At 54.2% G+C, this 21,676-nt stretch carries 32 protein-coding genes, 1 pseudogene, 1 riboswitch and 1 other annotated feature; of the genes and pseudogenes, 10 read left to right on the top strand and 23 right to left on the bottom strand.

Features of this window, described 5'->3' with window-relative positions:
- Positions 1-58 precede the first annotated feature (58 nt).
- The 4 genes and pseudogenes from ACMGGK_RS17930 to ACMGGK_RS17945 all read right to left on the bottom strand — a co-directional run.
- A pseudogene (locus ACMGGK_RS17930) lies at positions 59-325 on the bottom strand (tail fiber assembly protein); the annotation flags it as partial.
- 46 nt (positions 326-371) lie between these two features.
- Positions 372-953 carry a hypothetical protein gene (locus ACMGGK_RS17935; protein WP_420277087.1) on the bottom strand — a complete coding sequence of 194 codons (582 nt, stop codon included), beginning with the start codon at positions 951-953 and terminating at the stop codon, positions 372-374.
- A 159-nt stretch (positions 954-1,112) separates the two neighbouring features.
- The gene (locus ACMGGK_RS17940) at positions 1,113-1,676 is read right to left on the bottom strand and encodes a YmfQ family protein (RefSeq protein WP_420277088.1); all 564 of its coding nucleotides are present in this window, start codon (positions 1,674-1,676) and stop codon (positions 1,113-1,115) included.
- On the bottom strand, positions 1,673-1,981 hold the full coding sequence (locus tag ACMGGK_RS17945; RefSeq protein ID WP_420277089.1) for a hypothetical protein: 309 nt from the start codon (positions 1,979-1,981) through the stop codon (positions 1,673-1,675). Before ACMGGK_RS17945 ends, ACMGGK_RS17940 begins: the two co-directional genes overlap by 4 nt.
- A 402-nt stretch (positions 1,982-2,383) precedes the next feature.
- On the opposite strand from ACMGGK_RS17945, the gene ACMGGK_RS17950 reads away from it, so the two are divergent.
- Positions 2,384-2,656 (top strand): hypothetical protein, encoded by a 273-nt coding sequence (locus ACMGGK_RS17950; protein ID WP_420277090.1) that lies wholly within the window; start codon positions 2,384-2,386, stop codon positions 2,654-2,656.
- Here the strand turns inward: ACMGGK_RS17950 and ACMGGK_RS17955 are convergent.
- The 6 genes from ACMGGK_RS17955 to ACMGGK_RS17980 all read right to left on the bottom strand — a co-directional run bounded on the left by ACMGGK_RS17955 (position 2,637) and on the right by ACMGGK_RS17980 (position 6,348).
- Positions 2,637-2,768 carry a hypothetical protein gene (locus ACMGGK_RS17955; protein ID WP_420277091.1) on the bottom strand — a complete coding sequence of 44 codons (132 nt, stop codon included), beginning with the start codon at positions 2,766-2,768 and terminating at the stop codon, positions 2,637-2,639. The two genes, ACMGGK_RS17950 and ACMGGK_RS17955, sit on opposite strands and share 20 nt — an antisense overlap.
- Before the next feature lie 74 nt (positions 2,769-2,842).
- Complete coding sequence (locus ACMGGK_RS17960) at positions 2,843-3,478, bottom strand: hypothetical protein (protein ID WP_420277092.1); 636 nt, start codon at positions 3,476-3,478, stop codon at positions 2,843-2,845.
- Positions 3,479-3,522: 44 nt separating this feature from the next.
- Positions 3,523-4,107: a head fiber protein gene (locus ACMGGK_RS17965; RefSeq protein WP_420277093.1), complete on the bottom strand. Its 585-nt coding sequence runs from the start codon at positions 4,105-4,107 to the stop codon at positions 3,523-3,525.
- Positions 4,108-4,620: 513 nt separating this feature from the next.
- Positions 4,621-4,779, bottom strand: a complete 159-nt coding sequence (locus ACMGGK_RS17970) for a hypothetical protein (protein ID WP_420277094.1) — start codon at positions 4,777-4,779, stop codon at positions 4,621-4,623.
- A gap of 139 nt (positions 4,780-4,918) precedes the next feature.
- Positions 4,919-6,159, bottom strand: a protein-coding gene (locus ACMGGK_RS17975; RefSeq protein WP_420276929.1) for an IS3 family transposase whose coding sequence is annotated in 2 segments (ribosomal slippage) — positions 4,919-5,844 and positions 5,844-6,159 — 1,242 coding nt in all. Because the reading frame shifts where the segments join, the coding sequence is not laid out codon by codon here.
- Positions 5,735-5,851, bottom strand: a sequence feature (AL1L pseudoknot). (Overlaps the previous gene by 117 nt.)
- Positions 6,160-6,183: 24 nt before the next feature.
- The gene (locus ACMGGK_RS17980; protein ID WP_420277095.1) at positions 6,184-6,348 is read right to left on the bottom strand and encodes a hypothetical protein; all 165 of its coding nucleotides are present in this window, start codon (positions 6,346-6,348) and stop codon (positions 6,184-6,186) included.
- A gap of 286 nt (positions 6,349-6,634) precedes the next feature.
- Between ACMGGK_RS17980 and ACMGGK_RS17985 the strand changes: the two genes are divergently transcribed.
- Positions 6,635-7,312: a DUF4145 domain-containing protein gene (locus tag ACMGGK_RS17985; RefSeq protein WP_420277096.1), complete on the top strand. Its 678-nt coding sequence runs from the start codon at positions 6,635-6,637 to the stop codon at positions 7,310-7,312.
- Between the two features lie 25 nt (positions 7,313-7,337).
- On the opposite strand, the gene ACMGGK_RS17990 is transcribed toward ACMGGK_RS17985, so the two are convergent.
- The 7 genes from ACMGGK_RS17990 to ACMGGK_RS18020 form a co-directional block, all read right to left on the bottom strand.
- Complete coding sequence (locus ACMGGK_RS17990) at positions 7,338-7,580, bottom strand: hypothetical protein (protein WP_420277097.1); 243 nt, start codon at positions 7,578-7,580, stop codon at positions 7,338-7,340.
- An 86-nt stretch (positions 7,581-7,666) separates the two neighbouring features.
- Positions 7,667-7,867: a hypothetical protein gene (locus ACMGGK_RS17995; protein WP_420277098.1), complete on the bottom strand. Its 201-nt coding sequence runs from the start codon at positions 7,865-7,867 to the stop codon at positions 7,667-7,669.
- An 83-nt stretch (positions 7,868-7,950) separates the two neighbouring features.
- Entirely contained in the window at positions 7,951-8,463 is a 513-nt protein-coding gene (locus ACMGGK_RS18000; protein WP_420277099.1) for a hypothetical protein, read from the bottom strand.
- 6 nt (positions 8,464-8,469) lie between these two features.
- Entirely contained in the window at positions 8,470-8,937 is a 468-nt protein-coding gene (locus ACMGGK_RS18005; protein WP_420277100.1) for a Panacea domain-containing protein, read from the bottom strand.
- 319 nt (positions 8,938-9,256) lie between these two features.
- Positions 9,257-10,075 (bottom strand): antitermination protein, encoded by an 819-nt coding sequence (locus tag ACMGGK_RS18010; protein WP_420277101.1) that lies wholly within the window; start codon positions 10,073-10,075, stop codon positions 9,257-9,259.
- 29 nt (positions 10,076-10,104) lie between these two features.
- Positions 10,105-10,353 (bottom strand): hypothetical protein, encoded by a 249-nt coding sequence (locus tag ACMGGK_RS18015; RefSeq protein WP_420277102.1) that lies wholly within the window; start codon positions 10,351-10,353, stop codon positions 10,105-10,107.
- Positions 10,350-10,640 (bottom strand): DUF968 domain-containing protein, encoded by a 291-nt coding sequence (locus tag ACMGGK_RS18020; RefSeq protein ID WP_420277103.1) that lies wholly within the window; start codon positions 10,638-10,640, stop codon positions 10,350-10,352. Before ACMGGK_RS18020 ends, ACMGGK_RS18015 begins: the two co-directional genes overlap by 4 nt.
- A 28-nt stretch (positions 10,641-10,668) precedes the next feature.
- On the opposite strand from ACMGGK_RS18020, the gene ACMGGK_RS18025 reads away from it, so the two are divergent.
- Entirely contained in the window at positions 10,669-11,127 is a 459-nt protein-coding gene (locus ACMGGK_RS18025; RefSeq protein ID WP_420277104.1) for a tyrosine-type recombinase/integrase, read from the top strand.
- A 45-nt stretch (positions 11,128-11,172) separates the two neighbouring features.
- Here ACMGGK_RS18025 and ACMGGK_RS18030 read toward each other — a convergent pair whose 3' ends face one another.
- From ACMGGK_RS18030 to ACMGGK_RS18040, 3 genes are all read right to left on the bottom strand, one after another.
- On the bottom strand, positions 11,173-11,322 hold the full coding sequence (locus ACMGGK_RS18030; protein WP_420277105.1) for a hypothetical protein: 150 nt from the start codon (positions 11,320-11,322) through the stop codon (positions 11,173-11,175).
- A 172-nt stretch (positions 11,323-11,494) separates the two neighbouring features.
- On the bottom strand, positions 11,495-11,812 hold the full coding sequence (locus tag ACMGGK_RS18035; RefSeq protein ID WP_420277106.1) for a helix-turn-helix domain-containing protein: 318 nt from the start codon (positions 11,810-11,812) through the stop codon (positions 11,495-11,497).
- A gap of 71 nt (positions 11,813-11,883) precedes the next feature.
- Positions 11,884-12,303: a type II toxin-antitoxin system RelE/ParE family toxin gene (locus tag ACMGGK_RS18040; protein WP_420277107.1), complete on the bottom strand. Its 420-nt coding sequence runs from the start codon at positions 12,301-12,303 to the stop codon at positions 11,884-11,886.
- Positions 12,304-12,686: 383 nt separating this feature from the next.
- On the opposite strand from ACMGGK_RS18040, the gene lipA reads away from it, so the two are divergent.
- Positions 12,687-13,652 carry a lipoyl synthase gene (gene lipA / locus ACMGGK_RS18045; RefSeq protein ID WP_004940018.1) on the top strand — a complete coding sequence of 322 codons (966 nt, stop codon included), beginning with the start codon at positions 12,687-12,689 and terminating at the stop codon, positions 13,650-13,652.
- A 93-nt stretch (positions 13,653-13,745) separates the two neighbouring features.
- On the opposite strand, the gene tatA is transcribed toward lipA, so the two are convergent.
- A complete protein-coding gene (gene tatA, locus ACMGGK_RS18050; protein WP_079449583.1) occupies positions 13,746-13,961 on the bottom strand; it encodes a Sec-independent protein translocase subunit TatA in 216 nt (71 codons plus the stop codon).
- Between the two features lie 218 nt (positions 13,962-14,179).
- Here tatA and ACMGGK_RS18055 point away from each other — a divergent pair, with 218 nt between their 5' ends.
- Complete coding sequence (locus ACMGGK_RS18055) at positions 14,180-15,247, top strand: diguanylate cyclase (RefSeq protein ID WP_049299645.1); 1,068 nt, start codon at positions 14,180-14,182, stop codon at positions 15,245-15,247.
- Position 15,248: 1 nt separating this feature from the next.
- Here ACMGGK_RS18055 and ACMGGK_RS18060 read toward each other — a convergent pair whose 3' ends face one another.
- Positions 15,249-15,677 carry a GNAT family N-acetyltransferase gene (locus ACMGGK_RS18060; protein ID WP_151254830.1) on the bottom strand — a complete coding sequence of 143 codons (429 nt, stop codon included), beginning with the start codon at positions 15,675-15,677 and terminating at the stop codon, positions 15,249-15,251.
- 83 nt (positions 15,678-15,760) lie between these two features.
- A riboswitch (Fluoride riboswitch) is annotated at positions 15,761-15,823 on the top strand.
- A gap of 79 nt (positions 15,824-15,902) precedes the next feature.
- Between ACMGGK_RS18060 and crcB the strand changes: the two genes are divergently transcribed.
- From crcB to ACMGGK_RS18075, 3 genes are all read left to right on the top strand, one after another.
- The gene (gene crcB, locus ACMGGK_RS18065; RefSeq protein WP_016928782.1) at positions 15,903-16,286 is read left to right on the top strand and encodes a fluoride efflux transporter CrcB; all 384 of its coding nucleotides are present in this window, start codon (positions 15,903-15,905) and stop codon (positions 16,284-16,286) included.
- A 289-nt stretch (positions 16,287-16,575) separates the two neighbouring features.
- Entirely contained in the window at positions 16,576-17,172 is a 597-nt protein-coding gene (locus ACMGGK_RS18070; protein WP_016928784.1) for a TetR/AcrR family transcriptional regulator, read from the top strand.
- Between the two features lie 6 nt (positions 17,173-17,178).
- The gene (locus tag ACMGGK_RS18075) at positions 17,179-18,369 is read left to right on the top strand and encodes a multidrug effflux MFS transporter (protein WP_033641097.1); all 1,191 of its coding nucleotides are present in this window, start codon (positions 17,179-17,181) and stop codon (positions 18,367-18,369) included.
- A gap of 57 nt (positions 18,370-18,426) precedes the next feature.
- Here the strand turns inward: ACMGGK_RS18075 and cspE are convergent, their stop codons facing one another.
- On the bottom strand, positions 18,427-18,636 hold the full coding sequence (gene cspE, locus ACMGGK_RS18080; RefSeq protein WP_004940030.1) for a transcription antiterminator/RNA stability regulator CspE: 210 nt from the start codon (positions 18,634-18,636) through the stop codon (positions 18,427-18,429).
- A 346-nt stretch (positions 18,637-18,982) separates the two neighbouring features.
- Between cspE and ACMGGK_RS18085 the strand changes: the two genes are divergently transcribed.
- Both ACMGGK_RS18085 and ACMGGK_RS18090 read left to right on the top strand, forming a co-directional pair.
- On the top strand, positions 18,983-20,146 hold the full coding sequence (locus ACMGGK_RS18085; protein WP_033641098.1) for a M20 peptidase aminoacylase family protein: 1,164 nt from the start codon (positions 18,983-18,985) through the stop codon (positions 20,144-20,146).
- A 189-nt stretch (positions 20,147-20,335) separates the two neighbouring features.
- Positions 20,336-21,661: an LLM class flavin-dependent oxidoreductase gene (locus ACMGGK_RS18090; protein WP_016928787.1), complete on the top strand. Its 1,326-nt coding sequence runs from the start codon at positions 20,336-20,338 to the stop codon at positions 21,659-21,661.
- Positions 21,662-21,676: the final 15 nt, after the last annotated feature.

Consider the following 21,676-nt stretch of genomic DNA (forward strand, 5'->3'; position numbering starts at 1 on the left):
CTTTCGCTTTTTGGACGTAAAAAAACCAGCTCAGGGCTGGCGGTCATTTCTATGTGGGTTACTCTGGCTTATCCGGCCACGCCGGATTATCGACATCAATCCGGCTCAATTCCACGCTGTAGCGCTCCCAGGCGTCCAACTTGGCCTTTTCTTCGTCCGTGGCCATGTCGAGTTTCACGGCGCGTTCAAGTGGCCTTATCACGTCTTCCGCTTCGCTCAGTAACCGCGATTTCCTTGATACCATGCCCTGGCGGGCTTCCTCGACCGATAACGGCGGAATATCGACCCAGGCTGGCTTGTCTCCCTTGCTGCCGCGCGTCTTGCCTTCCGGGGCTGTCCGGTGAAGGTGGTGTAATCTTCATCGCTGACGTCTAGACGGCATTATTTACCCACTCTTCAGTAGCGAACGTGCCAGCCTTGCTGCTGATTTTGCCGCTATAGGGGTTGAAGTCCCAGGCAGTATCCACATTGCTGTCGCCCTTCACATGGATAGTGGGGTGCGGGTGTTCGTCGTTGGGAGGCATCAGGTAACCAAAACTGACTGCCCCCGGATAGCCCTTGTCCTTGCGGGTTGATGTGCCCTTGGCGATGGGGACAAATATTCCGCCGGTGTTCACCGGCCACTGCCAGTTAGGCTGGAAGAATGGCGCCTGGGTGCTCAATTGGTCGGCATACGCACCGGCACCGGTTGGCATGGCCTCCGGAGTGGTTGCCACGGACGGCGTAATCAATTGGCCCGTCATTGTGTCGCCGGTCTTTTTGACGGCGTTCACATCCTCAGCCGTCAATTCAACATCGCCGGCCGCATCGGGACCGTGGCCATTGACGGTCTTCACAAGACCACCTACCGCGGTTCCCATTAATGTCTCGATGGCCTGGAACAGTTGGGTGTCATCGTTGGGATCCAGCGTCAGGCCCCCTCCTTCCACCACCTTGATAATTTCTCGCTGCACGGTATTCAGCCAGGGCGCCGTTATCCAGGTGCACGGGATTTGTTGCTGCGGGTCGCCGTCGGTAAATTCACCCTGACTATCCGCCGTCGGCGTCGTATCTCCAATTTTTTGTATAGTGCATCCTCGTCAGTTAAGACGCTGTGTATTCATCATTGGGCGTTAAGGTTGAGGCAGGAATATCACCAGCGTTTCCGATGGCGACTGTTTGGTCAACGTACAGACCAACTGCTGGTAATCGGTGTAGTTGGCGTCGGTGATTTTGGGACTGATGACGGTAACGCCCCAGGTAAACGGCCAGTCGCCATGATTCAGCGGCTGACCGGCTCCAGACATGCCGGCACGCAGCGGCCGGTATTCCGTTATCGTGATGGTAAAACCTAACGCCCTGGCCACAGAGATAAAGTAATCCCTAGACAGTCCACCGGTCGCTCCCCATTTTGACAGTACCGCACGCCGGCGCTGCCCCTCGTCTTCCTCCTGCCCTTTCATGCACGGGTCAGGCAATCCCAGCGTCAGCTCCCACTCGGGTAAAAGCAGGGTAGCCGTCGCCGGAAATCCACCGGCGAGCAGCGCCAGGGCGTCCTCGTCACTTTGCTGATAAGCGTGTGCCAGAGCGCGCAACACGGCCGTCTGAACCGCATCTTGCCGGCGGGGCCAGGCGGAGCCGGTAGGCATCAGCGCCTGCAAGGCGTGGGTGTAATCGTCAACGCTGAATTTGCTCATGTGTAGGTCACCGCCCCCCGCACGGGCAGTTGCCCCACGTCCAGGGTGATATTTTCGGTCGGCGCCATCAGCAGGAAACCTTTCGTACCCGGTACGTTGGCGATGGCCAGCTCAATGGAGGACAGGTCAATTTCCACCGGTGGCGTGTCGACCGCCGGTTTAACGCCCGGCCACCCCTCGCTGAAGAACACCTTATCGATGGCATCGTTATCTTCCCCTGAGAAGATCACCCATCCCTTGCTTTTCCATATCGTGATCGTCTTGCGACTGACACCGTGGAGACGCGCAAAATCTGACTGATTCATTGTTACCTCTCGCTGTTACCCCGTGTGTTACCTAAACTGTTACCCTGAAACCAGGTAACAACGTAAAAAATGTCTTGGGTAACACTTTTTCTTCGAAATTATTTTTTAATAACAAAGAATAAGCCATCACTTCGGTTTTACCGAAATGTTACCTGTTACCCAAATTTTGAAAATTTTTAGCTAGAAAAACACTGCGCGCGCGCAATGCCCATACATTAAACCCCTCCAGGAAGGACCCATTTTTTTCTGCCCCTCCCCCCACGGTCGTTTGGTGTTCAGAAAAAAGAAGCCCCCCGCTTTACCGGAGCGATCACTTTCTGTTACTGGCCTGTGTTTCTCGGGGCAGGCTCCCAGTGATATCTTGGAGCTGTCACACGCCAAGATAAAGGAAGGAAAAACACAATGACCAAAGAACAACTGGAGTTAATCGTCGCATTGTTTGCTGCTCAACAAGCAGCGACTGTCCACCTATCAATGCTAGTTGCCCAAAACAACGGGATAGAAAAAGAAAATATGGCTGACTCATTTCGAAAAACAGCAGAACTTTTAGGAGATCATGTTCCGAACAAAGAAATCATATCTTTGGTTTTAAATCAAATTGCTTACGGCATCTCTACATCAGCGGTCGAATCCCAAAAGGTTATTGAGAAGCAAATTAAGGAATTACTCCATTAAGTAGACCTGTTAATTCATTCGTTATTTTTTTAAACCAATCTGAGCTAAATTTTGTAGCAGCCGCAGTATTTTCAGATATTGCGGTATTTTCTTGTTTTTTCGTTTCTTTCATTATTTTCCAACCTTTCATTTTCGATAGATGCAATGGTGTTTTTCTTAACCAAATAAAAGGGCATCGCCACGGCGCTATTTCGCCGTTTTCATCGCGTCAGAGATAGCCTTGCTGAGCACTGACGGCATCAGTGCCGCCGCCATCTTGTTGGCGCGGTCGAAATAATTCAGGTGCTGTTTCACCGGTAAAGCATCACCGTACTGAATAAGTAGTTTGGGAGCGCGCTGTTTGCGCCGCTCACGCTGCGTGCCGTTCGGCGAGCGCTTCGCCCGTTTCCTGGCCTTTTTGTACTTGTAACGCTTGAATACGCCGCGTGCCTTACCAACCTCCCCGACAAACACATCATCCTTGGCCTTCAGCTGCGCCAGCTTGTTGCGTGGCAGGTTGCCGTACTTATTCAGCTTGATGTTCTTCGGGTTCAGCAACGCCTTACCATTCAGCTTGTGAACCCCACCGAACTCGAACGGGTCCAGATACTCGGCGGCGGTATCCATGACTGATACCGTGGCCACCAGGTTGTCTTTACGGGCACCACGAGACTTAACGGAGTTCACGGTAAACGGCGTGGGATTGGCAAAGGAGCGCTCAATGCCCACCTTTTCTGCCGCGGCTATTTGCCTGGCGACAGAGGTTAGTGCCTGGGCGGTCGCAAACGGGATTTGCTTTCTTATCTTTGCCAGCGTCGCCGGCAATTCTCGTATGTCGGGCATAGGGTCTCTCCCCTCATTATTACCGGAACAAATGGCATGATGATTCAGGTGGCAATCTGACCAGCTGCCCGTAGCGCTGCCAGTAATCCGTTAAAATCCGCCTGCGTCGGTGCCGCGGTTAAATCAGCCATCGCAGCAGCCATTTTTACCCCGCCAACCGCACTGGCCGTTGCTGCTGGCAATGTGTAAGGCTCACCTGCACCAATAGCGGTTCGCGCAGCCGCAGCATCTGCAGCTTTTAGTAACTGCTTCCCAACATCGGATGCATCGCTAATATCAGCTGTCGCTGGCTGATAGTTCCCTGCCTTGGCATCGGTTGCCGCAGTCCCAATCTTGAGGTTCGAAGTACCGGCACCAATAGTGCTCAAAATTTGTTCATTGGTCTGCTGTTTCAGCATGGTTTTCACCGGCGCGGAAGCATCGGTAATATTGTCGATAGTGACCGTTCCGTCACCACCCCCACCTCCGCCGCCATCGCCTTTGGCAACCACCTGCACCATAGAGAAGGAGCCCCATTGAATAATCGGGGCACCAAAAGGCTGATAACCATCAGCAATCTTCTCAGCGACCTTCGTTTGCAGGTCATCGGGGTTATCACCCACGACGACGGTATAATCTGTAAGTGCCATATAGACCTCATCATTTAATTTCAGTGGCTGTGCTGACACCCTCGCCACACACACCAAACAGAACAATTATGTTTGACCCGCACGCTCCCCCGTTTCGATACTTAAGCTGCATTGCATTAACGTCTTTGCCTCGTCCTTGAGGCATTCCTGCCCGTCCCCAGACGGGCTTTTTTTCTTGACTCTCCACACCTGCCATTCCCAGCTTTAAGAAGTGTCGTGCGTATAACTACAAAAGCGTTCTTCCAGAGAAGTCTTTAGCCCACAAATACCCCTTGTGGGCTTCTTTTATTCCCCCACCCGATACATCACCACAGCATTACCGTTCACCCATAACGGTCAGGGTGACCGGGCAGGATCCGTTGATGGTTTTGTTTATGCATTTTGGATGGCCCTCTCAAAGGCCACCTGAAGTACTTGACAGAAACACACTGCCTTTTGAACTGTGAAATCGTTCCGTGCAACAATTGCGCTCTTCCTCGTAGAGTGCCGCCCACGTCTCCTTGTGGGCTTTTTTTATTCCTCCACCCGGTACATCACCACGGCGTTACCGTTCACCGATACCCGTGTCACGCTCATGGGCGACGTTGAAGTGATTTGCACGCCGACGTAGCGCTGAGAGACGCAGCCGGTCAGTAAACACGATAACACCAGGCATAACGTCAGCGTTTTCATATCACTGCCCTTTACAGGTCTGGCTTTCGCCTGGGTTGGTATCGATACAAGCAGCCCCGTTCGGGTAGGTCATCACCACTGTGTTGTTGGGCTGTACTGAACCGCCCCGGTTTTTTTGGAGAGTTTTTAGTCCGGAAGCTCAGGCTGCCAGACCATTATTTGTACTGGAAGCATAATAGGCATTTTCAGCTTCTACCGGCGGTATGTGTCCTAGCCGTTCCAGTAACCTTCTATTGTTGAACCAGTCCACCCACGCCAGTGTCGCAAGCTCCACTTCCGCGTGGTTTTTCCAGCTCTTACGGTGGATCACTTCCGCTTTGTAAAGGCCATTGATACTCTCGGCCAGGGCATTATCGTAAGAGTCGCCTGTGCTGCCTGTCGACGCCAACAGCTCCGCCTCCTGCAGCCGCTGGGTGTACGCCAGTGACACGTATTGGGAGCCCTTGTCCGAGTGATGGATTGTACCTGAGGGGCGACGTGCCCACAGAGCTTGTTCCAGAGCATCTAGCACGAACCTTGCTTCCATCGACGATGAGACCCGCCAGCCAACGATCGTGCCCGCGAACACATCGATTATGAACGCCACATAGGCGAAGCCCTGCCAGGTGCTAACGTACGTAAAATCTGCACACCAAAGCTGATTGGGACGTTCTGCCACGAACTGGCGGTTTACCAGATCCGCTGCTGCCGCTGTTTTGCGACCGATCGTGGTCTTGATGACTTTGCCACGGAGTACGCCCCGAAGACCTATTATTTTCATCAGGCGTTCAACAGTACACCGGGCAACGCTAAAGCCCTCGCGGAGCAACTGACGCCAGACTTTTCGTGCTCCATAGACACTGTAATTTTCTTCGTAAACGCGTTTTATCTCCTGGCTGATTTGAGCATCGCACTTTTCTCGTTGGCTACATTTCTCAGGATACAGCCGGCGTTGCTGATGCCAGTAATATGTCGACGGGGCAATATCCAGTTCGCGACATACCGGCCCGACCCCGTGTGTACCACTCAGACACTGCATAAGTGGCATTATTTTTTCCAGTGGCGGTCGAGCTCCGCCTGGGCAAAATAAGCTGAGGCCTGGCGCAATATATCATTGCTGCGGCGTAGCTCCCGATTTTCACGCTCCAGTTCTTTTAAACGCTGGCGCTCATTGGTGCTCAGTCCGCCATCATCAGTGTTGACGGGGCTGACACCACCACTGGCATCATTTTTATGCTGGCGCAACCAGGCTCGTAAGGTGTCGTAATGGCACCCGATTTTTGACGATATGGCACGAATGGCATCCGGCTCAGAGTCATACTCATTACGGTGTTCCAACAACATTCTGACAGCGCGCTCACGCAGTTCAGGGGGATAGCGTTTGGCGGATGGTGATTTCATTTTGGGTCTCCTTTCACTGAGAGTTTAGTCTCCAAGAAACCCGGTACGGTTCAGTACCTCAGCATTGGTGATGCTCTGTCCCTTGGCACCGTTGGCATGTGTGAACGACACAGCAGAACATGCAGCCATGGAGAAAATGGCCACCAGCAGCAGTGCGTTAATTGCACACCGCGTCCTTTTCTTGTTCATGAATTTTTCCTTGCCTGAAATAAAAAAGGCCACACCGAAGTGCAGCCCTGAATGGGTGCCAGAGTCCGTCTGGCGGCGTATACCCTGCCGGTGATAGGGTCACAAGTTTCGCGGTCTAATTTTCAATCGTCTACTCTGCTCAATCAGCTTTCCGATCATTGATACCACTATGGAGTTTCTGGTTTCCTGATCAGCTACTTGATAAAAGCGGAACAACGCATCTTCCGGTCGCTGCGATTGCGAAAGAACCTGTTCAATTTCATTAATGATAGGAGTTAAATTTTTCATGGGAGTTATTACCTTACATGATGTCGCTTGTCCACATTGTTTACGAGAGACGCCAACACTGACTTGTTCAGCGGAAGTTCGTCTGACATTAAAACGTCTATTAGCACTCATTTTTTTATGTAGGAATTGTAACGGGATAACAGTCGCTGAAGTTATCCCTGATGATAATCTAATGAGGCACTATGGTAGCTATATCCAATGGGCGCACAGCACCCAAAGAGATCACGCTATCTTCCCAACAAGTGAAGAGCACCCTCGCGTGGTTAATATTTACCCGAAGCCCAACACGCCATCTAGCCCTGAACATGTTCCCGCCAACATTCAAGCTGTTTATTCCGAATCTGAAGATAATTTCAATCGAGGAAGATTTTCAACGTGTGTCATGTTAGCCAGAAAAACCTTAGACCTCTCTACAAAAGTCTTAGGTGTTTCTGAAGGAATTGATGTCAACGATCTTTCAAAGCGAATTTTTAAGCTCAGAGAAAGCGGAAAAATAACACCTGAAATGGCGCAGTGGGCAAAGATAGTCAGGCTAGATGGAAATACATCGACCCATACAGACGACGAGTTCAACGAGTCAGAAACAAGAGAATTACTGGATTTTGTTGAAACCTTCCTTCTATATGCGTTCACTTTACCGGCGATGGTTGCAGCAAACAAACATGAGCAACAGTAGAGCGTTGAGCGGGCTTGAATGAATACTAACCACCATCGTGGTCGGCATCCCTTTCAACTTCTTCATAGTTCTGCCCGCGCTCTACTTTACCATCGTTACACACTTCTGGGGCATCATCATGATGCTCCATGGCGATAAACGCTGCAGCGACATACTCTCCAGCAGATTTGGCCGACTCAGCACCCTCAAGGCAGTCCCTCACCAATAACGAACAGAGTGCAGTACGAGCGCAATTCTTCGTCTCTTCCGATAACTCTTCAAATTTCATGGTTTTCTCCAATAAAAAAGCCCACGCATATGCATGGGCCTGTAGTTGTCACGATGTGTGGTAGGTCATTGTCACCAGTGGATCACCTACCGTTGGAATTCACCACCAGCGACTGAAATCTGCCCCACACATACTATCTTCGAGGTCGCCTGCCCCTGCCTCATCATCTCCCGGCGAACGTCCGGGTGATTGAAGTCGGTAGCCACCATGCCGTTATCATCGATAGTGAATTTCCCGGTGTTCTCATTAAGAAGGCGAATGAGCCGTTTTTCTGGGTCTTCAAACATTGGCACCTCCAAAATGCAAAAGCCCCGGCAGTTAGCCAGGGCTTCAGTTAATTAGCATAATGTGCAAAATAAAAGTCTCAATATCATTCTTTCTTTGGCGATTTAAATAAACCACTGACAATAAAACCAACTAACCCAACGATGCTGATCGTACTCGTGCCAAGCAATGCTATTATCGCTTCAGGAGGTGGTTTTCCGTCATTGCACGCAAGGTAAATAAAGAACATCAGCGCAACAAACGAACACCACCATGTCATGAAATTAAACGTCATGTCAGCCATATCTCGCCTCAACTGATTGTCAATATCAGTCCCTCGGGATGCCGCTTGTACGGTCTCTATTTCAGCACGGATTTTATCTATTTCAGCTTGCAGGCCATTCATTCTGAGCTTCTGCATGATCTCATGCATTTCATCAGTATTAGCAGCAAATGCAGTTTGCTCTTCTTCCGCGTTGTTTTGACTTTGGGCTTCTTCCTCAGCATTCAAAGGCTCACATTCCTGATGAGCCTGCTTCGCCTTATCAGGATTACCTCTAGATTCCTCTATTCCCGCAGTTGCTTTAATGAGGCGAAAAATGTCTTCAGGACTACCCATGAATAATCATAACCCGTTACATTGCCCCTGCTTTGACATCAGGTTCTTATAGTAAGTCTGAATGGCTTCATTCGATATCACGGTGGACGACTGACGACCATTGTAGGTATCACACCATGGCGTCCCTGGCCTATGCGTCAACTCAGACAAGGTAATACCATCATTTTTACCGTAAATGCGGTAAACAGCTTCGATAACCGCCTCAGCCTTCGGGTCAAGATTATCTTGCACTGCATTTACAGGAGCGGGTATGCCTCTGTTTCCAAAAACCTTGAATGAATCATACATGCCTGGAATGACTGGACCGTACTTCCAAGCTGATACAGGCTCATTAAGCAACGGCGAGTCAGTTAAGGCCAAAAAATAACCATGGGCGATGTAAGTCAGTTTTTGGAGTTGCATATGCGTCAAACTCTCCCCAGCCTGAACGGCAAGGGCTACAAATTTGTTTGCAATTCGCACTGGATTGTACATACGACCTCCTTACCCAACCTAAAACAACAGCAGGATAACATCCAAAGACAGCTCTGAGAAAACCTCAAGACATTGAAAATAATCACATTGCGTAATTCACAACATACATTGTACTTGATGTTCACAGTATTACCAATCGGAATAAACGAACGGTTAATAGGTTGTCTTCTGCAACGAAGGTCTTCACACAACAAAAAGCCCGCACAGAGGCGGGCCAATCAACGCCAGGCACACAACACCCATCGTTAGAGCGAAATTATCCCAGTTTCCGGAAAAAGTAAATAGCTAGCGATAAAATAGCTCACGATTATATGCCTCACTATCTGGTTACATTCCTCAACGCGTCACCGGCGATGGACTCCTCCTCATCCAGGTTGCGGATCAGTCCATCGTAAAATGGTTTGACGGTTTTTTCCCATGAGGCCAAGGAAATGCTTTGAGTGTGTTGCTGAATTGCCTCAAAGGCGTGCGATGCAGGTATGCGCTCATACCCACGGCCAGAGCATCGTTTACAGTTACCTCTGACCGGCACGCCCTGTTTTTCTGTCTCCTTTCGGTCGACCGCTGTACCACGGCCAGAACAATCCCGGCAGGCCGTTGACACACAGCCCTTACCTTTGCAGCTTGGACACATCACTCGAACAACCTCACGAACCGATTTCCATTCCTCCCAGTACGACGGGAACACACCTTTTGTGGAGTTGGCCCACTTGGGTGGTTTGCCGTCTGGGTATTGAATTTTGTTGGTAAACACCTCGGCATCAATGAAACCATTATCACATGCGTCACAGGGCACCTCACTGGCTGCGCTACGGCAGTAATCCATGTATGCAAACACTGCCAACGTAAGTACCACCCTGGCTTTGACCTCTCCCGGCAGCTTGCGAATGGCAGCTACCTTGTCACAGTGCACCATTCCATACTTTGCCAACAGCACCACCGTTTTCACCTTGTCGGTTTCGCTAATGCCAATCTTTCCCAGAAACGCCGCAAGGCCAAATTCTGCTTGCGCCTGGCACATCCCCAGAGCACCCATCACATCGCTAATTGTCAGTGACTCTGACGCAGTGGCAGGTACGGAATCACCCAGCATGGGGGATTTTGGTGAAAAGTATTTCGCTATCGCTTCGAGTTTCATTCTGTATCCCCAGTACGCTCTTAAACCCGCTATGGCAGTAAGCTTTTCAATACCGCTATCAGTTCGCTGGATGCCTTTTCTTCTGCCGCCCTGGCGTCTATCAGTTCATCCGTTGCCTGGGTGGTTTTATGCTTCGCCTGAAGAAAGGCCAGTAGGCAAGGCTGTAATGTTTTCTTCATGTCAGCCTTGTCTGCCAGGCTCTTATCCACTTCATCGGCAACAAGGCGCATTTCTATGGCTTGTTGGCGTAGCCTCTCTGCAGCATTTGCCGATTTCATACCAAAGCCCCTATGCCAAACGAGTAATTCAAAAATTGCGCCAGATGGTCAGTTTGGCTTCCGTATTCAGCCTCCCATGCCGCCGGGTCGTCGTGCAGGTTCCGGTGACACATGCGACACAACGGTATGGTCAGATAGTCGGGCGGCTTGGTTCCCATCCCTCCCAGTCCGTGGCCGATGATGTGGTGAGGGTCGTCAGCTCGAGCGCCACAGCCACAGCAGGGTTGTGTTTTCACCCAGCGGGTCCACTTGCTGTCCTCCACGCGGGTAAGCTTCGGGCGAAGCATGTGTGACTTCGGTGGCTCGGGGTCGACGGTGAAACGCTTGATGGGGTTAGCGGAAATGAAATTTAAAGATGTGCACGATGGGTATCTGTGGATTGTGCAAATCAAAACCGGCGCTCGGGTAAGTCTGCCACTAAGTCTTTCGATACCAGATGAAGGGTTAGTCTTGGAGGAAGTTATTTCCCGGTGCCGTGCGTCAGGCGTAGTGAGCAAATACTTGCTCCACACAACGCGAGGAGGGAAGAAAGGGACGGGATTTAAGCCGGGCACACTATCAAAAGGCTTCAGTTCGGCAAGGGATAAAAGCAACTTGTCCTGGAAAGGCACCGAACCGAGCTTGCATGAGATACGCAGCCTATCAGCACGCCTGTATACCGAGCTTTACGGTAAAGAGGTGGCTCAGGCTATCATGGGGCACAAAACAGCAGCCATGACAGACCTCTATCGTGATACAAGAGGGGCTGAATGGATCACGGTAAAAGTCGGGTAAAAAAAATGACATGGTATACCATGTCATTTTTTAGATTAGTTCCTGTTACGCGCGAACCAAAAAGGCCCAAGATTTCCAGCCATATTCATGCGCATCCAGCTGTTTCCCAGATTTACCACGCACTTTACGATAGCGGCAGAAGATCCAGCGATACCCTTTCGGGGCCGGATTCTTCACGATAGATTTCAATGCCATCCATAATCACCTCCTTACTGGGAATGATTTAGACCTTGATAATCTTCGCGGATTGGCTAATAATCCTTTCTGTCAAGAAGAAGAAGCTCAAGGTGATGAAGTCTCCCAGACCATCATCTTTTTGTTTCTTAAGAGCCCCTGAGCGGTTGGCGCCGTTCAGGGGCTTAGTTTTTTACGCTACTTCAGTTGTCTGTTCTGCGCTTGCTGTGACGACGCCACCAGAATAACCAAACTTAAAATCCCAACCTAAAACACCAAGGATTTCAAATAACTTATCAATCGTGTGATTGGTCAGTTTACCATTTATAATTTCACTAATCCTTGGCTGAGTCGTACCCAGAAGCTTAGCTGCTTGCGCCTGGCTCAATCCGCGCTCTTGAATCATCTTGCGGATGATGTTCATTAACTGAGCACGAATGTGCTTATCTCCTGCAACCCTCGGGTCAGCGTTAGATGATGCATACGGGTTTTTTACTACGACAAATTCCATGATTCTCCGCCTTAGTCAGTTTGAGGTTAACTGACAATTGAATGTTATATCAAATTTGAGATACACGCAAGCTACTTGAATTTTTTCTCTCTCCTGAATGCTTCAAGCTGCTTGTAGCGCTCTTCGGCGGTCCCATATTCCTTCTTGCTTACACCCTCAGTCTTCTTTTTGAAGGTGTGTAGTACATAGATAGACTCAGTGAACTTAGCAACATAGATAACCCGATACGAATCAGTACTCTTAATGGTAAGTTGCATTGCATACTTACCAATACTTTTCATAGATTTTTTCTGGGCCGGGGGGAATTCTTGCTTTTCTTCGTCTGCCGCCTCTTCATCATCATCGCAAACCTCAAATGCAAAATCGTCAAAAGAGTGCGGGCAGTCCGTTTGCAAAGCAGTAAGCTCAAAATTTATTCTATCTCGAACAGGCTCAGGGTAAGCGTCAATCTCCGCCTGTGTTTTACTGTTCCAGTAAGCAATATCTTTCATTCTATCTATGCACCATATGAAGCAACTGGAATAGTATACAGGTGTTTCTGATAACTTTACACCACCACAAAACCAAAAATAAACCTTAATTATCAATTGGATAGGCAAATATCAAAAAATAAAACTCAATTTTACGGATCAATCTCATAGCAAAAGTCACGTGCGACCTACTATCTACAGGAGGATAAGTAAAACTTGAGGCAACTTTAAAACTTGCCCTGCAACGAAAGTATGATGGGAGCACTAAGAGTGGCTGAATGGAACACTGTAAAAGTGGTATAGTATTACCCGAGTTTTACCCCTATTTTACCCGACGATTTTAACCACCTGAAAACAAAGGTAAAAACGAATCGTCGAGCTTCGTAACTGGAACCTGCACGATTATGAGTAAACCAATTCAGATGGAACGCGGCGTCAAATACCGCGATGCTGACAAAATGGCGCTGATCCCGGTCAAAACGGTGGTCACCGAACGGCAGGAGCTGTTGCGTAAACCCGAGTGGATGAAGATCAAACTGCCTGCCGACTCAACGCGCATTCAGGGCATCAAAGCCGCCATGCGTAAAAACGGCCTGCACTCCGTCTGTGAGGAAGCTTCGTGCCCTAACCTGTCCGAGTGTTTCAACCACGGTACCGCCACCTTTATGATCCTCGGTGCTATCTGCACCCGTCGTTGCCCGTTCTGCGACGTGGCCCACGGCCGCCCGATCGCGCCAGACGCCAACGAGCCGGAAAAGCTGGCGCAAACCATCGCCGACATGGCGCTGCGTTACGTGGTGATCACCTCGGTTGACCGTGACGACCTGCGCGACGGCGGTGCTCAACACTTTGCCGACTGCATCTCGGCCATCCGCGCCAAGAGCCCGAACATCAAAATTGAAACGCTGGTCCCGGACTTCCGCGGCCGTATGGATCGCGCGCTGGAGATCCTCACCGCCACGCCGCCGGACGTGTTCAACCACAACCTGGAAAACGTGCCGCGCGTCTACCGCCAGGTGCGTCCGGGCGCCAACTACGAGTGGTCGTTGAAGCTGCTGGAGCGCTTTAAAGAAGCGCACCCGGATATCCCGACCAAATCCGGCCTGATGGTTGGCCTGGGCGAAACCAACGCGGAAATCATTGAAGTGATGCGCGATCTGCGTCGCCACGGCGTGACCATGCTGACGCTGGGCCAGTACCTGCAGCCGAGCCGTCACCACCTGCCGGTGCAGCGCTACGTCAGCCCGGCCGAGTTTGACGAGATGAAAGAAGAAGCGATGGCGATGGGCTTCACCCATGCCGCCTGCGGCCCGTTCGTGCGTTCGTCTTACCACGCCGATCTGCAGGCCAAAGGGATGGAAGTGAAATAACGCGTAATAGTTTGTTACGCTAAAGACGGCGGAAACGCCAAAAAACGGATGTCCGCAAGGCATCCGTTTTTTATTGCGCGCCATCAGACGGAATTAAACGTCTTTCTTTTCGACGCTCTGCTGAGCGGACTGGTTCTCGGCGGCATTGTTGCCGGCGGCCGGCGGCGTGCTGTCGTCGCCCACCGCTTTTTTAAAGCCTTTCAGCGCCGCGCCAAGATCGGCGCCGAGCGTGCGCAGTTTGCTGGTGCCGAACAGTAAAATCACCAACACCGCAATCACCAGAAGTTTGGTAATGCTGATACCTTCCATACTCACCTTCTTATCATAGAGCGCTGCGTGAACAGCGAGAAAAACTGACCTTGCCTGCGAATATTTAGCGACTTTCCTTCGGCTCGCACAACCGCAACATGTAACAGAGTGAGATCCGTCGCAGGAATGCCACGCGCCCCCGCGGTGTGAATCCAAGACTATTCTTAGTTTATCACCCGCATGCTACGCTGCCGTGATGCCTATCAGGGAGATGCCGGATGTATATTGCTCCACCCATTTTCGATGCCCGAAAATCCGGCCTCAGCTTCGCCAAACGCACCTATCTGCCCCGCGTCGCCGGTCTGGGGCTCGGCTTTATCTGCGTTTGCGCCGCGCTCTACCCCTTGGCTCCGCCCACGGCGGTCTGGCTATTGCTGGCCTTTCACGGCTTTCTCTGGCCGCATCTCGCCTATCGGCTGGCCTGCCGGGCCAAAGAACCGTTCAAAGCCGAGATCCGCAACCTCTTGATCGACTCCGCCTTCGGCGGCTTCTGGGCGGCGATGATGGCGTTCAACGCGCTGCCCGCCATCGTCATCCTGTCGATGATGAGCATGAACAACATCGCTTCGGCCGGCAAAGCGCTGTTTGTGAAAGGATTGGCCATTCAACTGACCACGGCGATGCTCACCGCCGCGCTGCTCGGCTTCCCGTTTCACCCGCACAGCACGGCGCTGCAAATCTATCTGTGCCTGCCGATGATCTACCTGTATCCGACGCTGCTTGGGCTGGTGACCTACCGCACCGCCAAACGACTGGCGGAAAAGAAACAGGAACTGCAACGCATCAGCACCCGCGATGGGCTGACCGGCTTATATAACCGCCGCCACTGGGAGCACCTGCTGCATCGCCAGTTCGACAGTTGCCGCCGCTACCAGGATAACGCCACGCTGATTCTGATGGATATCGATCGCTTCAAAACCATCAACGACACCTTCGGCCATGCTTTGGGGGATGAGGCCCTGGCGGCGTTGGCGGAAGAGTTGCTGATCGGCATGCGCAACGTGGATATCGTCGGGCGCTACGGCGGCGACGAGTTTGGCGCGGTGCTGCCGAACACTAACGCTGAACAGGCGGGAATCGTTCTGCGCCGCATCCAGCAGCGGCTGGACGCGGTCAGCTTCAAGGAGGCGCCGCAGCTGCGGCTGCAGATCAGCGCCGGTATCGCTGACTACCACCCCGCGCTGGGCGGCTATCTTGACTGGCTGAAAGCGGCCGACGGCGCGCTCTATCGGGCGAAGCAGAATGGCCGCAACCGGCTGGAAACGGCGGCGCCGCCAGGGAAGTAACTTACTTACTTAATAACTTGGCAAAATACTTCGGCGCTTCGACAAAGCCTTCGCGCCGGTAAAACGCATGCGCCCGCTCGCGGCGGCTGTGGCAATGGACTTCCAGCCGATCGCAGCCGCGACGGTGCGCCAGCGCCTCGCCTGCCGCCAGCAGCCGCCGCCCTACGCCCGCGCCGCGCGCCCGATCGTCGACGCAAAAATAGCTGATGCGGCCAATGTCGCCGGCCAACGCCAGCTGCGGCAGGAAATGCAGCGACAACACGCCCAACACCTGCTCCCCGTCCGCCGCCACCAGCAGCGCCTCATCCGGATGCGCCAACAATTGCTGCATTCGCTGCGTCAGAAACGCCTCGGTGCCGGGATAATCCAGCGCCGTCATTAATTCAGCGATAGCGTGCCGGTCGCTCAGACGCGCCGTTCTGATTTCCATCCGTTTTACCTCGCAGAGTGTCGATACTACAAAATAGGCGGCGTTAGGTGTAACATCCACCGGGTGCGGCGAAAAAGGCCGTGCGGCACGCTGGAGATGACATTCCTCCCTAACCGCCTTCACAGGCTGATGATGTCTACGTAACCTCTCGGAGAGAGACGCGTAGCGTTACGCCTGTCCCTTTCCGAGCCTCGTGAATTTCTCTGATTGAAAGGTAGTTGCCCCATGTTGAGCTCTTTACTGGCCGTATTTATCGGCGGCGGCGTCGGCAGCGTTTTGCGCTGGGCGGTAAGCATGAAAATGAATCCGCTGAACGCCCACATTCCGCTCGGTACGCTGATGGTCAATCTGATCGGCGGTTTTATCATCGGCCTGGCGATGGCGATTTTCACCCGCATGACGCATCTGGATCCCACCTGGAAATTACTGATCACCACCGGGTTCTGCGGCGGCCTGACCACCTTCTCCACCTTTTCGCTGGAGGTGGTATACCTGATGCAGGATGGCCGCTTCGGCTGGGCGCTGGCCAACATGCTGCTCAACCTGGCCGGCTCGCTGGCGATGACGCTGCTGGCCTTTATGCTGGTGATGTGGCTCAACGGGCGCTAAGCCCTTAATGTTTCCTTAATCTTGCATGCGCATAATCTCATCCAGTACCCCTGACTGGATGAGAAACCGCTATGTTTAGCCTGCCGAAAACCGCCGCCGAAGCGATTGCCGTTGCGCTGTGCGTCCTGATCGTCGCCGCCTTTATCAAATCCTACCTGTTCACATAAGCGCCTTTTCCCCGCAGCACGCGTTCATCTTGCGTCTTTCCGGCCGTTTACACTACAATTGAGAATGAACGTTCACACTCAAAAATGTGAACCCGGCTCACGCGTAGCAAAGGATCGGGCAGATGCTCCCCCCCAACGACAGTAAACAGGCCAAAGTGCAGGCTCGCCGCGATCAGATCGTCGAAGCGGCGAAAACCAGCTTTCGCCGCCACGGCTTCCACGCCGCCAGCATGGCGGAGATCGCCCAGGGCTCGCAGCTCAGCGTCGGGCAAATCTATCGCTATTTCGCCAATAAAGACGCGATTATCGAAGAGATCGTCAACCGCATCATCACCAACAAGATGCAGCGGCTGGAAAACCTTGGCGATCACATCAACCTGATCGCCGGCACGTTGGCGGCGCGCACGCTGTTTCAGCAGCCGGGCGAGAGCGAAACCGATCACATGCTGATGCTGGAAGTGACCGCCGAGGCCACGCGCAACCCGGTGGTGGCCAAAATGCTTAGCGATGCGGAAGCGCGGCTGTTTCGCCACGTGTGCCACAATCTGCAGCGGCTGTATCCCCATTTCAGCGCGGAGGAGATCGCCGCGCGGGTGGAGTTTATCGCCGTCATGAGCGAAGGCACCGGTTACCGTATCCTTACCACGCAAAAAGCCGATGCGTCCCTGCTGCGCGATCTGTATCAGCAGGCCATTTCTCACCTGTTCAGGAAATCTTAATCTCCCATGACCAAACACTTAGCCAGACAACGTCTGGTGTACGCCGTCGTGCTTGGCCTGCTGGCCGCGCTGGGGCCGCTGTGCACCGATCTCTATCTGCCCGCCCTGCCGGAAATGGCGGGCGAGCTGAATACCTCTACCGCCGCCGCGCAGCTCAGTCTGACCGCCGGGCTGCTCGGCCTGGGCGTCGGCCAGCTGATTTTTGGCCCTTACAGCGACAAGCTGGGCCGTATGCGCCCGCTGTTGCTGTCGCTGATCCTGCTGCTCGGCGCTTCGCTGTGGTGCGCGCTGGCGCCCACCATCGACCAGCTGCTGATCGCCCGCCTGCTGCAGGGCATCGCCGGCGCCGGCGGCGCGGTGATTTCCCGCGCCATTGCCCGCGATCTGTACGCCGGCCATGAACTGACCCGCTTCTTCGCCCTGCTGATGCTGGTCAACGGCCTGGCGCCGATCGTCGCGCCGGTGCTGGGCGGCGTCATGCTGCAGGTGATGAACTGGCGCGGTATCTTCGGCGTGCTGGCGGCCATCGCCGTACTGCTGTTCAGCCTGTCGGCGTTGAAGCTGCGCGAATCCCTGCCGGTCGAGCGCCGCAGCCAGGGCGGTATCCTGGCGATGCTGATGTCGCTCGGCGGGTTGCTGACCCAGCGCTATTTCATGGGCCTGTGCCTGACACAGGGCTTCGTGATGGCCGGCATGTTCGCCTATATCGGCGCTTCGCCTTTCGTCTTGCAGCAGATCTACGGCCTCAGCCCGCAGATGTTCAGCCTGTGCTTCGCCATTAACGGCGTCGGGCTGATCATTGCGGCGCAACTGGCCAGCCGTCTCAGTTCACGTTGGGGGGAACGCCGGGTATTGAGGGGCGGGTTAACGCTGGCGGCCGTCGCGTCGTTGTTGCTGCTGTTGGCCGCCGCGCTGCATGCGCCGCTGGCCGTGTTGCTGGTGCCGCTGTTCTTCTCGGTGGCGGTGATCGGCATCGTCGGCCCGACCGCCTCTTCACTGGCGATGCAAAGCCAGGGGGACAAAGCGGGCAGCGCCTCGGCCTTGATCGGCGTGTGCATGTTCGCCCTTGGCGCCTGCGCCGTGCCGCTCACCGGGCTGGGCGGCACTTCGGGCCTGTCGATGGCGCTGACCATCGTCGGCTGTTACGCCATCGCCATCCTGCTGTTCAGCCTGTTGGCCCGCCGCAGCGACGCATAACGCGCCCAATAAAAAACCCGCTCAATGAGCGGGTTTTAAGAAATTCAGCTACGCAGCTTAGATAGCAGTAACGTTAGCGGCAGATGGGCCTTTGGCACCGTTCGTGATTTCAAACTCTACACGCTGGCCTTCAGCAAGCGTTTTGAAACCATTGCTAACGATGGCAGAAAAGTGAACGAAAACGTCCTTGCTACCATCTTCCGGAGTAATGAAACCGAAGCCTTTGGATTCATTAAACCACTTAACGCTACCTTTAATCTTAGACATCAAACTTACCTTTAACGTGAATGAAAGACACAAAACCTGTGTCGATTACAGTACAGCAAGCAGGCAGGATTTTGTCCACCACCGCGATCACAGAAATCCGATAAAGAGTGAAAAAATCCGTGTTGCCCGGTGTAAATGCATTGCACCGGTTGCGATACGTTACCGTTCCAGGCCAATCCTCTCCCTGCGCCGGCGAACAACGCGCGAACGCCCAAACCCGCCCGCTGCCCCCAGCGTTGACGCCCCCATGCAGACGCAATCGCTATGAAATATAACCAGATGGTCTTTTTGCTTCTGCGCCCCCTGCACTAGGGTTAGGGTTTATTTCCCACTGTGAGCCAAGCCTATGACCAGCCAGTTGGCAGAAAAGATCATCGCCTATCGGCGTGAGCTGCACCAAAACCCGGAGCTTTCCAATCACGAATTCGCCACCACCGCCCGGCTGACCCGCTGGCTGCAAGAGGCGGGCATTCGTATTCTGCCGTTGGCGCTGAAAACCGGCGTCGTGGCGGAGATCGGCAGCGGCAAAGGGCCGATCATCGCCCTGCGCGGCGACATTGACGCCCTGCCGATCGACGAAATCGCCGACGTGCCCTTCAGCTCGCAAAACAGCGGCGTGATGCACGCCTGCGGCCACGACTTTCACACCTCGGTGATGCTCGGCGCCGCGCACCTGCTCAAAGCGCGTGAAGCCGAGCTGCCCGGCACGGTGCGCATCTTCTTCCAACCGGCGGAAGAGACCTTCAACGGCGCCCGGCACCTGATCGACGCCGGCGCGCTGGATAACGTCGCGGCGGTATTTGGCCTGCATAACGCGCCGGAGCTGCCCACCGGCACCTTCGCCACCCGCGCCGGGCCGTTCTATGCCAACGTCGATCGCTTCCAGATCAGCATCACCGGCAAAGGCGCCCACGCCGCCAAACCGGAACAGGGCGTCGATACTATCGTCACCGCCAGCCAGATCGTCGGCGCGCTGCAGACGCTGCCCAGCCGCAGCTTCAGCTCGCTGGAATCGCTGGTGGTGAGCGTGACGCGCATCGAAGGCGGCAATACCTGGAACGTGCTGCCGCAAACCGTCGAGCTTGAAGGCACGGTGCGCACCCACAGCGACGCGGTGCGCCGCCAGGTGCCGGACAAAATTCGCCAGGTGATCGACGGCGTTGCCGCCGCGCTGGGCGCGCAGGCAGAACTCCACTGGCAGCCGGGGCCGCCGGCGGTGATCAACGACGCCCATTGGGCGGCGTTCAGCAAAACCGTCGCCGCCGAGGCCGGCTACCGGGTCGAAGAGGCGGAACTGCAAATGGGGGGTGAAGATTTCGCGCTGTATCTGCATCATGTGCCGGGCGTATTCGTCAGCATCGGCTCCGCCAGCGAATTCGGCCTGCATCATCCGCGTTTCAACCCCGATGAACGCGCCCTGTTCCCCGCCGCACAATATTTCACACTGCTGGCGGAACGCACGCTGCAACAGCTCACTACCGCGCCAGAAAAAGCCCTCAGCAACGCCTGAATAACGTGAAAGAGTATTTCCCCGACGCCGCAGATGCCGCGCCGGGGATTATTATTTTCGCTCGCCGTGATATTTGCAGTTTTCAACATTTGAATATGCTGTTTTGTTGTTTTACATCCCGTTGCCGCTCATCAATAGTGGACACATCAGACACCGCGCGCCTTTGCGGCGCATGACAGGATAATCACGATGAGCGACAACGCGAATAATCAACGGCAATTACGGCTGGGCGCCATTCTGCACGGCGCATCGGGAAATATGTCCGCCTGGCGCCACCCGGATGCCACCGCCGACGCCAGCATCAACCTCGAATTTAATATCGCCTCGGCGAAAAAAGCCGAACAGGGGAAATTCGATTTCGTGTTTGTCGCCGATGGGTTATATATCAACGAAAAGTCCATTCCCCATTTTCTTAATCGTTTCGAACCGCTCACCCTGCTGGCCGCGCTGTCCGCCGCCACCGATAAAATCGGCCTGGTGGGCACCCTTTCCACCTCTTACAGCGATCCGTTCACCGTCGCCCGTCAGTTCGCCAGCCTCGACCACCTGAGCAACGGCCGAGCCGGCTGGAACGTGGTGACGTCGCCGCTGGAAGGCTCAGCCAAAAACTTCTCGCGCAAAGAACACCCAGAACACAGCCTGCGTTACCGCATTGCCGGTGAGTTTCTCGACGTCGCCAAAGGGCTGTGGGACTCCTGGGAAGACGATGCCTTCGTGCGCAATAAAGCCAGCGGCGAATTTTTCAGGGCCGGGAAGCTGCACACCCTCAATCACCAGGGGGAGTTCTTCTCGGTGCAGGGGCCGTTGAACATCGGTCGCACGCCGCAGGGTCGCCCGATCCTGTTCCAGGCCGGCGCCTCTGAAGACGGCAAACGGCTGGCGGCCCAACACGCCGATGCGATCTTCACCCATCACGACACGCTGGAGCAGGCGCAGGATTTTTATCAGGACGTGAAGCGGCAACTGGTGGAACAGGGGCGCGAGCCGGACGACCTGCGCATCTTCCAGGGCGTCAGCGTGATCGTCGGCGACGACGACGCGGACGTCGAGCGCCAATACCAGGAGACCGCCCGCCTGGTCAGCATCGAGAACGCCCTCAACTATCTTGGCCGCTACTTCGAACATTACGACTTTTCCCGCCACCCATTGGACGCCCCCTTCCCGGACATCGGCGATCTGGGGCAAAACAGCTTCCGCAGCACCACCGACGCCATCAAGCGCAATGCCCGCGAGCGGAACCTCACGCTGCGCCAGGTGGCGCTGGAAGCCGCTTCGCCGCGCCCGGCGTTCAGCGGCACGCCGGAAGCGGTGGCGGACGGCCTGCAACGCTGGTTCGACGGCGAAGCCGCCGACGGCTTCATCATCAGCGGCGGCACGCCCAACGCCTTCGGCCACTTCGTCGATCGGGTGGTGCCCATCCTGCAACAACGTGGCCTGTTCCGCCGGGCGTACCATGGCGACACGCTGCGCGAGCACCTGGGCCTGACGCGCCCGTTGAACAGATTCACCCAATAATAAGAACGCTGTCAG

This window comes from Serratia sp. BNK-33-b, assembly GCF_048684565.1.
In the GTDB taxonomy this organism is placed as follows: Bacteria; Pseudomonadota; Gammaproteobacteria; order Enterobacterales; family Enterobacteriaceae; genus Serratia; species Serratia marcescens.